16 protein-coding genes and 1 pseudogene are annotated in these 12,610 nt (G+C 37.9%); 5 read left to right on the top strand and 12 right to left on the bottom strand.

What is annotated here, in order from left to right:
- Positions 1-98: 98 nt before the first annotated feature.
- Positions 99-449, top strand: a pseudogene (locus tag CCAL5182_RS03570) (pirin family protein); the annotation flags it as partial.
- A gap of 81 nt (positions 450-530) precedes the next feature.
- A complete protein-coding gene (locus tag CCAL5182_RS03575; protein WP_336610285.1) occupies positions 531-779 on the top strand; it encodes a hypothetical protein in 249 nt (82 codons plus the stop codon).
- 107 nt (positions 780-886) lie between these two features.
- On the opposite strand, the gene CCAL5182_RS03580 is transcribed toward CCAL5182_RS03575, so the two are convergent.
- Together CCAL5182_RS03580 and CCAL5182_RS03585 are read right to left on the bottom strand one after the other, a co-directional pair.
- Complete coding sequence (locus CCAL5182_RS03580; RefSeq protein ID WP_336610274.1) at positions 887-1,987, bottom strand: nicotinate phosphoribosyltransferase; 1,101 nt, start codon at positions 1,985-1,987, stop codon at positions 887-889.
- Between the two features lie 12 nt (positions 1,988-1,999).
- Entirely contained in the window at positions 2,000-2,377 is a 378-nt protein-coding gene (locus tag CCAL5182_RS03585) for a RidA family protein (RefSeq protein WP_169936939.1), read from the bottom strand.
- 125 nt (positions 2,378-2,502) lie between these two features.
- Between CCAL5182_RS03585 and CCAL5182_RS03590 the strand changes: the two genes are divergently transcribed.
- On the top strand, positions 2,503-2,976 hold the full coding sequence (locus tag CCAL5182_RS03590; RefSeq protein WP_336610275.1) for a cysteine permease: 474 nt from the start codon (positions 2,503-2,505) through the stop codon (positions 2,974-2,976).
- Positions 2,977-3,106: 130 nt separating this feature from the next.
- On the opposite strand, the gene CCAL5182_RS03595 is transcribed toward CCAL5182_RS03590, so the two are convergent.
- The 6 genes from CCAL5182_RS03595 to CCAL5182_RS03620 all read right to left on the bottom strand — a co-directional run bounded on the left by CCAL5182_RS03595 (position 3,107) and on the right by CCAL5182_RS03620 (position 7,780).
- On the bottom strand, positions 3,107-3,667 hold the full coding sequence (locus CCAL5182_RS03595) for a Fe-S-containing hydro-lyase (protein WP_169936941.1): 561 nt from the start codon (positions 3,665-3,667) through the stop codon (positions 3,107-3,109).
- A gap of 9 nt (positions 3,668-3,676) precedes the next feature.
- Positions 3,677-4,522, bottom strand: coding sequence for a fumarate hydratase (locus CCAL5182_RS03600; protein WP_170015959.1), 846 nt, complete (start codon positions 4,520-4,522; stop codon positions 3,677-3,679).
- Between the two features lie 168 nt (positions 4,523-4,690).
- Positions 4,691-6,016, bottom strand: a complete 1,326-nt coding sequence (locus tag CCAL5182_RS03605) for a hemolysin family protein (protein ID WP_169936945.1) — start codon at positions 6,014-6,016, stop codon at positions 4,691-4,693.
- A gap of 115 nt (positions 6,017-6,131) precedes the next feature.
- Positions 6,132-6,647, bottom strand: coding sequence for a flavodoxin family protein (locus CCAL5182_RS03610; RefSeq protein ID WP_336610276.1), 516 nt, complete (start codon positions 6,645-6,647; stop codon positions 6,132-6,134).
- Positions 6,648-6,688: 41 nt separating this feature from the next.
- The gene (locus tag CCAL5182_RS03615; RefSeq protein WP_336610277.1) at positions 6,689-7,213 is read right to left on the bottom strand and encodes a pyridoxamine 5'-phosphate oxidase family protein; all 525 of its coding nucleotides are present in this window, start codon (positions 7,211-7,213) and stop codon (positions 6,689-6,691) included.
- A gap of 111 nt (positions 7,214-7,324) precedes the next feature.
- On the bottom strand, positions 7,325-7,780 hold the full coding sequence (locus CCAL5182_RS03620; RefSeq protein ID WP_336610278.1) for a DUF411 domain-containing protein: 456 nt from the start codon (positions 7,778-7,780) through the stop codon (positions 7,325-7,327).
- 127 nt (positions 7,781-7,907) lie between these two features.
- On the opposite strand from CCAL5182_RS03620, the gene CCAL5182_RS03625 reads away from it, so the two are divergent.
- Together CCAL5182_RS03625 and CCAL5182_RS03630 are read left to right on the top strand one after the other, a co-directional pair.
- Positions 7,908-8,873 (top strand): putative transporter, encoded by a 966-nt coding sequence (locus CCAL5182_RS03625; RefSeq protein ID WP_170015969.1) that lies wholly within the window; start codon positions 7,908-7,910, stop codon positions 8,871-8,873.
- Positions 8,874-8,885: 12 nt separating this feature from the next.
- Positions 8,886-9,695 (top strand): M48 family metallopeptidase, encoded by an 810-nt coding sequence (locus tag CCAL5182_RS03630; protein WP_170015971.1) that lies wholly within the window; start codon positions 8,886-8,888, stop codon positions 9,693-9,695.
- A 30-nt stretch (positions 9,696-9,725) separates the two neighbouring features.
- Here the strand turns inward: CCAL5182_RS03630 and CCAL5182_RS03635 are convergent, their stop codons facing one another.
- The 4 genes from CCAL5182_RS03635 to CCAL5182_RS03650 form a co-directional block, all read right to left on the bottom strand.
- Positions 9,726-10,937 (bottom strand): hypothetical protein, encoded by a 1,212-nt coding sequence (locus tag CCAL5182_RS03635; RefSeq protein WP_336610279.1) that lies wholly within the window; start codon positions 10,935-10,937, stop codon positions 9,726-9,728.
- A 9-nt stretch (positions 10,938-10,946) separates the two neighbouring features.
- Positions 10,947-11,213 (bottom strand): HP0495 family protein, encoded by a 267-nt coding sequence (locus CCAL5182_RS03640; RefSeq protein ID WP_336610280.1) that lies wholly within the window; start codon positions 11,211-11,213, stop codon positions 10,947-10,949.
- Positions 11,191-11,661 carry a cyclic pyranopterin monophosphate synthase MoaC gene (gene moaC, locus CCAL5182_RS03645; RefSeq protein WP_169972035.1) on the bottom strand — a complete coding sequence of 157 codons (471 nt, stop codon included), beginning with the start codon at positions 11,659-11,661 and terminating at the stop codon, positions 11,191-11,193. Before moaC ends, CCAL5182_RS03640 begins: the two co-directional genes overlap by 23 nt.
- A 242-nt stretch (positions 11,662-11,903) precedes the next feature.
- Positions 11,904-12,610: alpha/beta hydrolase (locus CCAL5182_RS03650; RefSeq protein ID WP_336610281.1), on the bottom strand; the 707-nt coding region annotated here is incomplete at its 5' end.

Genomic DNA, 12,610 nt, shown 5'->3' on the forward strand with positions numbered 1-12,610 from the left:
TTGTTTATTGGCGATTGTATCTAAAAATGGTTTAAAGAATAAATTTTTTACCTTTTGTTGTGTTTTTTGTTACCCACGCAACCTGTATTGCAGCAAAAATGACAAAAATAATCTACGCAAGAAGAACCAATGAACGATACACCGGTAGTTTTGACTGGATTAAAAGCCGTCATACGTTTTCGTTTGCAAACTATTTTGATCGTGATTTTATGGGGTTTTTCGCACTTCGCGTTATAAATGACGACATCATCGCTTCACATCGAGGCGTTGGTGCGCACCCACATGAAAATATGGAAATTTCTAACATACATCTTAAGCGGTGTCGTTACTCACACTGACAGCATGGGCAACAAAAAAAGCTAAGCAAAGGCGAATTTCAAATAATAAGTGCCGGAACAAGTATCGTTCACTCTAAAACGAACGAGAAAGATGAAGAGCTTCACCTTTATCAAATTTGGATCAGACCAAACATAAAAGGCGTAAAACCGCGCTACGAGCAAAGAAAATTTAACGACGAAAAACACACGCTAGTGCTTTCGCCAAACGGCGATAACGGCTCATTTAAAATTCATCAAGACATGTGGCTACATAGATATCTTTTACAAAACGAAGAGCTTAATATCACTCTTAATAGCGCCCGCAATTACTGGCTACAAGTCGTAAACGGCAAACTAAATTTACACGAACATGAGCTTGGCAAGGCTGACGGCGTTGCTTTAAATAATGAAATACTTTTAAAGATAAAGTGTGAAAAGAAAAGCAGAATTTTTGCTATTTGACCTACCGTAAAACAAATCGAATGCATAAATTTATGCATTCGCGAAATGATAAATTTTTAGCCGATATTTGTAAAGTGTTTAAGCCGGCATAAATTTAGATACTAAATTTATAAATTTGGCATAAATTCCACCTCTTGCAAGCGACTTGAGGTAACTTCGCCACGTCCAAATTTAGCCTCCTCTTTACCGTTAAGCTCAACCAGGTCTCCAGTAAATCCGCAAATATCGTTTTTTACAGTAAAACTTCCTACTCCGTAAATATCAACCGGAGTATTTGCCTCTTCAAATTCGGCTATTTTTTGCGGAGTAAATCCTGAGCTAACAACGATCTTAACGTGTTTAAAGCCATTTTCATCAAGCGCCTTTCTAAGTGCAAAAATAAGCTCTTTACACACTCCGTGCGGATCAAATTTACTCGTATCCTTGCTCTCAAAATACTTATCGATCAAATTTTTAGAGGTATCGACCCTAACTGCACCAAGTTTCGCCCCCATCGCGCGTGCTGCCGCAAGAGCGTCCGTTATGACGTCGTTATTGTAGTCTACTAATGCAGTTACTAGCTCATCAGGAAATGTTTTGGCATAAATTTTACACGCTTTTGCCACATCTCCTTGGCACATCTGAATAAGCGCATGAGGCATGGTGCCCATACCGCTTCCTCCCCACCAAAGCCCTTGAGCGTCAGTTGAAACTCTATCAACCCCGGCGATAAAGGTGGCATATCCATCGCCGATTTGCGTAGATATATCATCTTGACGATCCGCCATAGAAAAGACGATCTTGCCGCCACCAGCCTTTAAGGCATTTGCCACGTTTGTCGCAACGCAACTTCTGCGAGTCAATGTCGCGTCAATGATATTTTCTAAAAATCCAAAATTCTCATACGCACCGCTAATTTTTAAAACAGGCTCTCCCGCACAAACGACATCGCCGTCGTTTAAAGCATAAATTTTAAGTTTACCCGGCTCTTTTGCAAAGGTATGAATGAGCGAAACAACCTCATCTATACCGCATAAGACGATATCATCGGTTCGCTGAAAAAACTGCATGGTAACATGCTGGTTTGGCAAATTTTCTTTTATGATTTTGTTGATTTTCAAAAAATATCTTGCCGTATAAAACCCATCTGCTATACGCGGATCAAATTTAAACGTTTTATTTGTTAAACGCGCTATTTTCCCCTGTTTTTTTAGCTCTATTTCGTTCATTTTGGACCTTTATTATTTTTGTGTTGCTATAACTTCTATCTCAACAAGTCCGTTTTTAGGTAAAGTTTTGATAGCTACCGTGCTTCGCGCAGGAAAGTCTCCACTAAAATAGCTAGCATAAATTTCATTTACCGTAGCAAAATCATTAATGTCGGCTAAAAATATAGTAGTTTTTACAACATTCGTAAAGTCTAAATCCGCTGCAGAAAGTATCGCTTTGATATTTTCCATGCTTTGTCTTGCTTGCGACTTTACATCAACACCGACAAATTCGCCAGCCGCTGTTACTCCAAGCTGACCTGAAATAAATAAAAAACCGTTTGCCATAACGGCTTGAGAGTATGGTCCGATAGCTTGTGGGGCATTGTTTGTGTGTATGATTTTTTTCATGTGTCGTCCTTGGATGTAAAATTTTAAAAATCTTACACTTTTTTAATTATTTATGTCAATAAAAAAGCGATACCGCACCTACTTTTTATGCTAAAATGTTAAAAACCAATACTTGCGTGAGAAAAATGAAACTAATCCTAGCACCAAATGAATTTTTAGATGAGTATATCTTGGGCGCAGAATTTGCGATAAATGCTCAAATTTCATCAAACGCATATCTATTTTGGAAAGGTGCTATCTCGGCTAAATTTGAAAACTCGCGAGTAGTTTTTTTACATAAAAAGACGATACCTGATAAATTTAAAGACGTCGCTAAAAAATGCACACCACTAAACGGACTTGTGTTAACAAGCGCATTTTGCTCATTTACCGCACTAGCGCCGTCACACCTTGTAAGCTCGAACAAATCAAAATTTTACGAGCTTGTAGAGCTACATCAAATTTGTGGGATAAAATTTATAAATTTAAAGAAATTTTATGATGATTTGTGGCTTGATTATGATTTAAGAATTTACATCGAAAAGTGCAAATTTTTCTCTCCTACACCCTTTGAAAAACGGATCAAACTAACCGAAACTCTATGTTTGGGATATTATTAAATTTCTTTCATAAATTTGGGATTTAAGTCGCAAAGTTAAATTTTATAAAACAACTTTGCGACTTTGTATATTAGAATAAATTTCATACAAAACAGACAAATGCCAGGTTTTAAGCATGAAATTTTAAAATTTAGATCTTTCTATAAGGTGCTTGACCTGCTTCGTAGAAGTTATTTCCTTCGCTATCTATCGCAACCATCGCAGGGAAATCCTCGACAGTAAGTCTTGCAACCGCTTCAGGTCCAAGCTCAGGGTAAGCTAGTACCTCGTATTTTTTAATACTTTGACTAATTAACGCACCAGCTCCGCCGATAGCTACCATATAAACACAACCTGATTTTTTCATAGCATCTACGACCGCTTCGCTACGATAGCCTTTACCGATCATGCCGTTTATGCCGACTTCGTTTATCATAGTCGGAGTGTATTTGTCCATTCTGCCACTAGTTGTAGGGCCTGCAGCACCGATAGCTTGACCCTCTTTTGCAGGCGTTGGTCCAACATAATATATAGTCTCGCCTCTTAGATCCACAGGAAGCGCTTCTCCGCGAGCTAAAGTTTCTGTAAGAGCCTTGTGGGCCGCATCTCTAGCTGCTATGATAGTGCCTGATATTAGTACATTATCGCCTGCTTTTAAGCTTTTTACCACCTCTTTATCAAATGGTGCGGTTATTCTTTTGATTTCTGACATTTTAACTCCTTAAATTTCAGCGTCTGCGTGGCGAGCAGCATGGCAGTTGATATTTACAGCTACAGGAAGACCCGCGATATGAGTTGGATACCATTCAACATTGACTTTAACAGCGGTATTATCGCCACCCATACCTTGTGGCCCCACTCCTGTTTGTCTAGCCATCTCAAGAAGCTCGTCTTCTAGTTTTGCGTATCTTTCGTCAGGGTTTCTGCTATCTACTGAACGAACGGCTGCAAGTTTTGAAAGAAGCGCTGCTTTGTCCATTGTTCCACCGATACCTACGCCTACTACCATAGGAGGACAGGCGTTTGGACCAGCTAGTTTAACAGCTTCTAAAAATACCCTTTTAACACCTTCGATCCCATCTGCTGGAACTAACATTTTAAGGATTGATTTGTTTTCGCTACCAAAGCCTTTTGGAGCAACTTTGATCTTAAGTTTATCTCCTGGAACGATGCGTGTATTTATAACCGCAGGAGTGTTATTTGCCGTGTTTTTGCGCTCAAAAAGTGGCTCTGCAACCACAGACTTACGTAAGTAACCACCAACATATCCGTCTGCTACGCCTGCATTTATAGCATCTTCAAGGTAACCACCCTCTATATGAACATCTTGTCCTATTTCTACAAAAACAACGGTCATACCTGTATCTTGACATATCGGAGCAACGCCTTTTTCGGCTAGATCGGCATTTTGTAAAATTTTGCCTATGATGTCTTTACCAAGCGGTGAACTCTCATTTGCTTGTGCTTTTTTAAAAGCTGCTCTCATATCATCAGTAACGACATAACAAGCTTTTTTGCAAAGTTCGCTAACAACTTTTGTTATCTCGTCTGCTTGAACTACTCTCATTTTTCCTCCTTATAGTTCGGTGTTGAAATTATACAATTAAAATTAAAATTTCAGTTTAAATATGATTTTTTTTAAGTAAAAGGAGTAAAAAAGAGTAAAATCGTAAATTTTATCAATTTTAAGTAAAATTATCGTATAAATTTTTATATTTAGAAAAAAGAGGAGAAACTACTCTTCCTCTTGTAAAGTTTTCCTACGAATTTTTACACGCAAGATACTAGTGCCGTCCATTTTTCGCACCTCATAGAAGAAATTCTCATCCTCTGTGCGGTCTCCCACAACAGGCAATCGACCGATTAGGTTAAATACATAGCCACCTATGGTAACTTGCTCAGTAGCTTCGTCAAATGTTATACCAAACATCTCTTCGATACTTTCAAGCTCGAACCTACCGCTAAATTCGTAAATATCATCATTTATTTTCTTATACTGCTCGCTGGCATCGTCATGCTCGTCATTCATATCGCCAAGGACTTCTTCCATGATATCTTCCATGGTTAAAATTCCCGAAGTCCCACCATACTCATCAACAACAAGCGCGGCTGATTTTTGCTCTTTGTTCATAAGCAGTATAACTTTGGATATGGAGAGGCTTTCCGGCACGATAAGAAATTCCCTAACTATACCGTCAAAATTTCTCTCCTTATCACCAAAGTGTATCTCAAGGATATCGCGGATATGTATCATACCAAGCACAACGTCTTTGCTTCCGTCTATATAAGGATAGCGGGTGTATTTTGAGTCAAAAACTATCTTTAAATTTTCCTCAAAGCCTCTTTGCTTATTTATGCAAACCATATCGCGACGAGGTGTCATTATCTCTTTTGCGACCGTGTCACTAAAGTCGACGGCATTTTTTATGATCTCGGTTTCAAAACTATCAAGAACTCCGCCTTTTAGACTCTCTCCGACTATGATCTTTATCTCCTCTTCAGAGTGTGCAAGGTCGTTTTCTTTAGCCGGTTTTATGCCTAAAATTTTAAGACCCAAGATGGCTAGAGCGTCAAATGTTTTAATCACAGGAGAAAATATAACCCAAAAAACATGAAGAGGTTTTGCTATCCTTAGCACCGATACTTCGGCTTTTGCTATAGCTATAGACTTTGGTATCAGCTCACCCACTACAACATGAAGTAGTGTGATGATAGTAAAAGCTATCGCAAAACCAACCGTGCTAATGAGCAAATCACTCATATCCAAATATTTTTTAAGCGGTCCCTCTATCACTCTAGCAACGGCAGGCTCACCGATCCAGCCAAGAGCCAGCGAGCTAAGTGTTATGCCAAGTTGCGTTGCGCTTAGATAGGTATCAAGCTGGTTTGACATATCAAAGGCAAGCTGAGCGTTTGGAGTTTTTTCTTTTATGAGCTCTTCAAGGCGAGTTTTGCGTATCTTGACAAGAGAAAATTCTGAAAGAACAAAGAAGGCATTTAATAAAATAAATACAACTGCGAGGAATATCATCAAAAGCGAACTGTCGCTACTGGGGTGCAATTATGATCCTTAATGGTTAAAATTTAAAAGCCACATTATAGCAAAAAGTATTTAAATTTCAAAAAATGGTGGCATAAAACCTCTCTTTTGTATTAAATTGCGTAAAACCGTGTATTTATAAAATTCCTCTAAATGCAGTTTTAGCATTTATGATGTCATTTGTGTCAGGATGCAAGGCTGCTTCTTTCCATCTAGCTTCACGTGAAGAGGTGATCTTATAGTGCTTTTTATTGCTAGTTTTTAAAGCCGCAACTCTTATCTCGTCTATAAATTTCTGACTTATTGCCCCTTGGGAGATAAATTCTCTAATCACACTATTTTGTCCATCTTCAAGTAGTTTCTTGCCATCCTTTAACGCTTTTGCGGCATGCTCGCTATCAGCTCTAGCTCCAAGAGTTATAAAAAGCCCGACATTTTTACCTTTTATATTTTCTTGTATAAAACGTTTAAAATTCGTATCTATAGTGCCTTTATAGATATAGTAACCAACCGCGATAAAATCAAAATCATCCAAATTTTTAGCTGCTTCGTCACTATAGCACACAGCCTTACAACCAAGCTCACCTGCTATAGCCTTGGCAAATTTCTTTGTGTTGCCGGTTAATGACGAATACACAACTATCTTTTTCATTAAAATATCCTCTTAGCTATCTTTACTATGATCACTTAAATTTACCTGCATTCGTGCGGATACATTTCTTGCAAGCCTTTTATAACTTTTAAACCAAGGGTATCGTAAGCCGCGCCAAATCCTATTACAAAACGCCCTTGTTTTAAACTAGCTTTTACGACATAAAAATCTTTCATGTTTTTTATATAAACAAATGCGCTTTCGTTTGGATTTTTTGCGGCTAACTTATCAAAATACTCATCTCTTTTTGCCTCGTCTTTTATAAAATCAACCTCGCATTTTATGCTTAGCCTAACTCTTGCTAAAATAGTCTTTGCAGTACTTTCATCTTCTAAAAATAGCAACGAAGCTTTATTTGGACTAGCTTTTAGTGAAGAGTAGTGCTCGGCAATAGAACTTAGACAAAGGTAAATTTCATCGCCCTCTCTTACAAAGGGGGCATACGAGCTCACGCACTGCCCTTTTGAGTTAAGGCTTGAGATGATGACGGTTTTTAGGCTATCTACAAATTTAAAAACGCTGTCTTGAATTTTATCGAGTGGTTTTTCATTAATTTGCGTGTGCATATTTTTCTCCTATATTAAATTTATCTAGTTAATGATGATTTTGTAAGTTATATTATAGAGTAAAATAAAAAATTTAAGTGCAAATTTTTGCACTTAAATTTCTTTTAGAAGTTATTGTATCTTTTTGCTTCCGATATATGTAGCAAAAATTTCTCTTGTGCCGTCTTGTTTGAATAATACGATATCGTATTTATCAGGCTCGCTTCCTTGCTCCATACCTGGACTTTCTAGCGGCATTCCAGGCGCACTTATGCCTATAACGCCCTCTGGTTTTATCTCAAGTAGTTTTTTTATCTCTGCCGCAGGAACATGTCCCTCTACTACATATCCGCTAATAATCGCCGTATGGCAGCTTGAAAGCTCGAGCGGAACGTTAAATTTTTTCTTTAGGGCAACCGTATCTTGCACCTTATACTCAATTGTCTCAAAACCGTCTTTTTGCATAACCGCTTCCCACCTAGAACAGCAACCGCAAGTAGGCGATTTATAAACCTCAAGCAAATTCGAACCAAAAGACGAAACCGCAACTAGCGACGCAACTGTCGCAACTTTAACTAAAAATTTCATTTTACTCCTTCGTATTGTAAAATTTTAGTAAATTCTACAAAATAGTTTTAAATTTAAACCAAATAATATACCAAAACTCCTTTACCTGTTTTTTGATATAATTTGCCAAAAATTTGTAAGGGAATTTATGTTTGTTTCATTTTTTAGATCCAAACAATGGTTGTTGTGGGCTTACGGTGGAGCAGCTTTTATCATCGCTTTACTTGTTTACCAAACGCACCTAAATGTCGCCATAAACGAATGGTATAAAAATTTTTACGACATCATGCAAAATATCAAAGATCATACGATAGATGACTTTTGGCGAGAAATTTTTAACTTTATTTATATAGCCATGCCTTATGTTTTGACATATATGGTGATATCGTTTTTCGCAAGCCACTGGGTATTTCGCTGGAGAGAAGCGATGACTTTTAGCTATCTTAAATTTTGGCAAAAATGCGAATACGACGTCGAAGGCAGCTCGCAACGTATACAAGAGGACATTTATCGCTTCGCAAAGATAATGGAAAGTCTGGGTGTTGATGTGCTTCGCGCCATCATGACACTTGTTGCGTTTACACCAGTTCTTTGGGGGCTTAGCTCCAAGGTTGATCTACCATACATCAAAGACATACCCGGCTCACTTGTATGGATAGCACTTGGAGTAAGCATAGGAGGTCTTATCATATCTTGGTTTGTCGGCATTAAGCTTCCTCATCTTGAGTATAATAACCAAAAAGTAGAAGCCGCCTTTAGAAAAGAGCTTGTTTTTGCCGAAAACGACAAGGTTAATTACGCTAGATCAGAGACTATCGTCGAGCTTTTTACGGGGCTTAAATTTAACTACTACCGTTTGTTTCTACATTATGGCTACTTTAATATCTGGCTTATTTCATTTTCACAAATTTTAGTTATAGTGCCATATATGATAATGGGAAGCGGGCTTTTTACGGGGATGATAACTCTTGGCATACTTGTGCAAGTTAGCAACGCATTTTCACAGGTGCGTAGCAGTTTTTCGGTATTTATATCAAACTGGACAACTATAACCGAACTTAGATCGATATACAAACGTCTAAAAGAATTTGAAGAAAACATCGGCTACAAATAAAAGGAGAACACGATGAGAAAAATTTTACTTACTTTATGTGCAGTTTTAACGCTTTTTACAGGCTGTTTTACAAGCTCTACAGGCGCTGGCACAGTTGGAGCAGACCGAAAACAACTGCTTTTAATATCAGCTGCGGTTATGGACGAGAGTGCGGCGCAAGCTTACGTTAAAACCTTAAGCAGTGCAAAAACAAAAGGAACTTTAAACATAGACCCGGTTCTAACAAAACGTGTTCAAAATATCTCAAAAAGACTGATCGCCCAAACAGGCGTGTTTAGACAAGATGCGTTAAAATGGAACTGGCAAGCAAACGTCATAAACGAAGACACACTAAACGCATGGTGTATGCCTGGGGGTCGCATAGTGGTTTATAGCGGACTTATCACAAAACTAAGTCTAAATGACGCACAAATCGCAGCCGTAGTCGGACACGAGATAGCTCATGCACTACGAGAACACAGTCGTGAGCAAGCAAGCCACGATCAACTTAAAAATATAGGAATTTTTGCCATATCGCAAGCCGCAGGGCTTGGTGACGTTGGAGCACAAGCTCTAAATATCGCAACACAATACACTATAACACTACCTTTTTCTCGCTCTCACGAAACCGAAGCCGACCATATAGGCACGGAACTAATGGCAAGAGCCGGATATGATCCAAATGAAGCAGTTAAAGTCTGGGAAAAGATGAGCAAGATAGGCGCTTCAGGAGGCGTGCCTGAAATTTTAAGCACTCACCCGTCAAACGAAAGTCGTATAAAAGACTTGCAAGAGATAGCCAAAAAATTAGAGCCTTTATATCTTGCAAGTAGTAAAAAATAAGCCAAAAAGCGGACTTTACCGCCTTACTCTTTATCTTTTTTTGATATTAGACAAAAAGTCTTTAGCTGCTTTGTAAGCTCTATCTCCAAATTTCTTAGCCTCGGCTTTTATGTCCATTTGTTTTAACTCTTCAAATTTCTCATTTGCCTTTTTCTCAAAGTCGGCTATCTTTTCGCCACTATCAAATTCGCTTTTAAATTTCTTACTTCGCTCGTTAAATTCGTTTTTAATATCGTTAAATTTCTCATTTGCCGCGTTTACAAGCGAGGTAATGTTTGGATTTGACTTGATCTCTTCGATACGGTTTCTTATCTCTTCGCTTGCTTGCTCACTCATGCGTTTAAGCCTTGCGAAATTTGTATCAAGTTCGGTGTTTAAAATGTTATAAATTTCATTTTTAGCCGAACCGTCTGAAATATCGTCTATATGCCTAAGCATGGCGATAAAGTCCTCATCGATCTTATCAAGCTGCGCTAGTTCGCTGTTTAGTTTTAGCTCATCAGGGGCAAATTTGGTTTCGTCTTTTAGCTTTTCTATAGCTTTTAAAATTCCCTCTTTTACGCCATTTACCGAGCCGTCAACCAACTCTTTTGAAAATATATGACCTTCGTTTGCGACTTCACAAGCTGCAACGATGATGGTTTTTGAAATTTCAAGCATTCTGTTTTTGCTAAATTCACCGCCCAATATAGCAACATAAGTCATATTTTTAGCTATTTGCAAGATGGTATCATTTACGTCCTCTGCTCTTTCTATCGTCGTTAAAAATGCACTTTGAGCGCTTTCTTTTAAAATTCCAAGCATTCTAGTTTCGCGGATTATCGCGTTATTTAATAAATTTAATATCTCTTCTTTGCCCTCAAAATCATTTTTAGCAACTACCTCTTCGGCAGTTTCAAAAGATAATTTCAAAGTATTTTTTATCTCTTCTTGTTTTAATTTTATAGCATTTAAAATTTCATCCCTTTTATCATAAAGCGCAAAAAGCTCATCTTCTTTATCGCCAACAAGAGCTTGATTTAGCCCTTCCATGGCATTTTTTAAATTTTTAGCGCTTGCTAAATTTTCCTCTTGCAAGCTTAACAAAACTTCACTCATCTTTGTTTGTAAAGCGTCTTTTAGCTCTCCGCTTTTAACCCCTTTAACGTCTTTGCAGTATTCAAAAGCAAGGGATTTCATACTTGTTAATAGCCCATCGCTGTCTTTATAAATTTTTAAATTACTTTTTAGTTTTTCGATCATTTTTTGCTCCTATAAAACAAATTTTGCACTATGTTTTAGTGCTGAAAATATCTCAAGTCTTTCCTCATCGCCAAAAACAAGAACATTTACGTTATAGCTTGCGTATTTTTTATCTTTGCTAAATTTAGAAAAAACGAGCTTGTGTTCCCTGTTGCCAACTATATCCAAAACTCTCTTTTTCGCATCATCTTTTGCGTCAAATATAACCTTGTATTCCCAAAATACAGGATAACTTATGGTTGGTTTTTGATTATTAATGTCGCATATACTCGCCACTTTTACCTCCGCTCTTACTCTCAAGCACGATATCTGTTATTTGCATCGTTTTATCTATCGCCTTTATCATGTCATATATCGCAAGAAGTCCTATGCTAACACCGGTAAGTGCTTCCATCTCAACACCGGTTTTGCCGTTTATCTTCACGCTAACATATAATTTAAATGCATTTATGTCGCCAAGCTCTTCTATGTCACAGTCAATCCCGCTTATAAGCAGAGGATGACACATCGGTATAAGCTCACTTGTCTTTTTCGCACCCATTATAGCGGCGATAACGGCAGTTTGAAGCACCGGACCTTTTTTGCCGGTATTTTCTTTAACGGCGTCAAAAGCCTCTTTGCTCATTTTTATGACGCCGCTTGCTTTTGCTATCCTAAGAGTCGGCTCTTTTGGACTAACATCAACCATTTTTGGACGATTTTTCTCATCTAAATGTGTAAGCATTGTTATCCTTAATTTAGTTTTTGGAATTATAACAAAGAAAGTTAAAAAGAGGGTATAAAAGCAAAAGCCCCCTTGGGGGAAATGGGGGCTTAATTGCTACAAAAAGGAGGTTTTCTTATTCGGACAAGGAAATAATACTATCTTGGTCTAAATTTAAAAACAATTTATTGTTAATAAAACATAATATGTCCGATTTTACTTTTGAAATTTCCAATTTATCCATGGCATTCATGTTTGTAAATTTATCTCTTTAAATTTTCATCTAAAAATTTAAAGATGATATTTGAAATTTCATCCTGCACCCACTCGACTCCACCGTGATCCGCGCCCTTTATGATATAAAGCTTGCTTTGCACTCCTGCTTTTAGCAAAGCTTCATGCATGAGTTCTGACTGATTTGGCGACACACGCCTATCTTCATCTCCGACCATTATAAGAAAAGGCGGTGTGTTTTTATTTATATAAGTTATTGGATTAGCAGCGGTTGCGCGTTTAGGATATTGAAGTATACTGCCGCTGGTTCTTGAATTTGTAGCCATACCGTTTAGCCATATTGCCTCAGGTGCGCTGGCTGAGTAATGCTCTTCTTCAAGCTCTTTTTCATATCCGTATCCGATTTTATTAAGGTCAGATAAGCCGTATATATCAATAACCGCTTTAACATCACTTTTTTGATCTAAATTTTCGCCATCTTCAAATTCTTTTAGTCCATTTGTAGTGCCGGTTATCGCGGCTAAATATCCACCCGCAGAGTTGCCCATAACAGCTATATGCTCCGGATCTATGCCAAAACGCTTGTGGTTCGCTCGTAAAAACCTAATAGCGCTTTTCACATCCATCAATGACTTGGGAAATGTTACTTCTGGGGCAACGCGATACTCGATACTTGCCACAACATATCCTGCCTCGGCTAATGCCATACGGTTTTGTAAAAATTTAGATTTGTTTG

Origin of the sequence: Campylobacter sp. 7477a (assembly GCF_014892335.1) — a bacterium.
GTDB lineage: Bacteria > Campylobacterota > Campylobacteria > Campylobacterales > Campylobacteraceae > Campylobacter_A > Campylobacter_A californiensis.

Coding starts and splice junctions, on each gene's coding strand:
- CCAL5182_RS03580 (WP_336610274.1), bottom strand. CDS start 1,987: ATGAACGAAATAGAGCTAAAAAAACAGGGGAAAATAGCGCGTTTAACA.
- CCAL5182_RS03585 (WP_169936939.1), bottom strand. CDS start 2,377: ATGAAAAAAATCATACACACAAACAATGCCCCACAAGCTATCGGACCA.
- CCAL5182_RS03590 (WP_336610275.1), top strand. CDS start 2,503: ATGAAACTAATCCTAGCACCAAATGAATTTTTAGATGAGTATATCTTG.
- CCAL5182_RS03595 (WP_169936941.1), bottom strand. CDS start 3,667: ATGTCAGAAATCAAAAGAATAACCGCACCATTTGATAAAGAGGTGGTA.
- CCAL5182_RS03600 (WP_170015959.1), bottom strand. CDS start 4,522: ATGAGAGTAGTTCAAGCAGACGAGATAACAAAAGTTGTTAGCGAACTT.
- CCAL5182_RS03610 (WP_336610276.1), bottom strand. CDS start 6,647: ATGAAAAAGATAGTTGTGTATTCGTCATTAACCGGCAACACAAAGAAA.
- CCAL5182_RS03615 (WP_336610277.1), bottom strand. CDS start 7,213: ATGCACACGCAAATTAATGAAAAACCACTCGATAAAATTCAAGACAGC.
- CCAL5182_RS03620 (WP_336610278.1), bottom strand. CDS start 7,780: ATGAAATTTTTAGTTAAAGTTGCGACAGTTGCGTCGCTAGTTGCGGTT.
- CCAL5182_RS03625 (WP_170015969.1), top strand. CDS start 7,908: ATGTTTGTTTCATTTTTTAGATCCAAACAATGGTTGTTGTGGGCTTAC.
- CCAL5182_RS03630 (WP_170015971.1), top strand. CDS start 8,886: ATGAGAAAAATTTTACTTACTTTATGTGCAGTTTTAACGCTTTTTACA.
- CCAL5182_RS03635 (WP_336610279.1), bottom strand. CDS start 10,937: ATGATCGAAAAACTAAAAAGTAATTTAAAAATTTATAAAGACAGCGAT.
- moaC (WP_169972035.1), bottom strand. CDS start 11,661: ATGCTTACACATTTAGATGAGAAAAATCGTCCAAAAATGGTTGATGTT.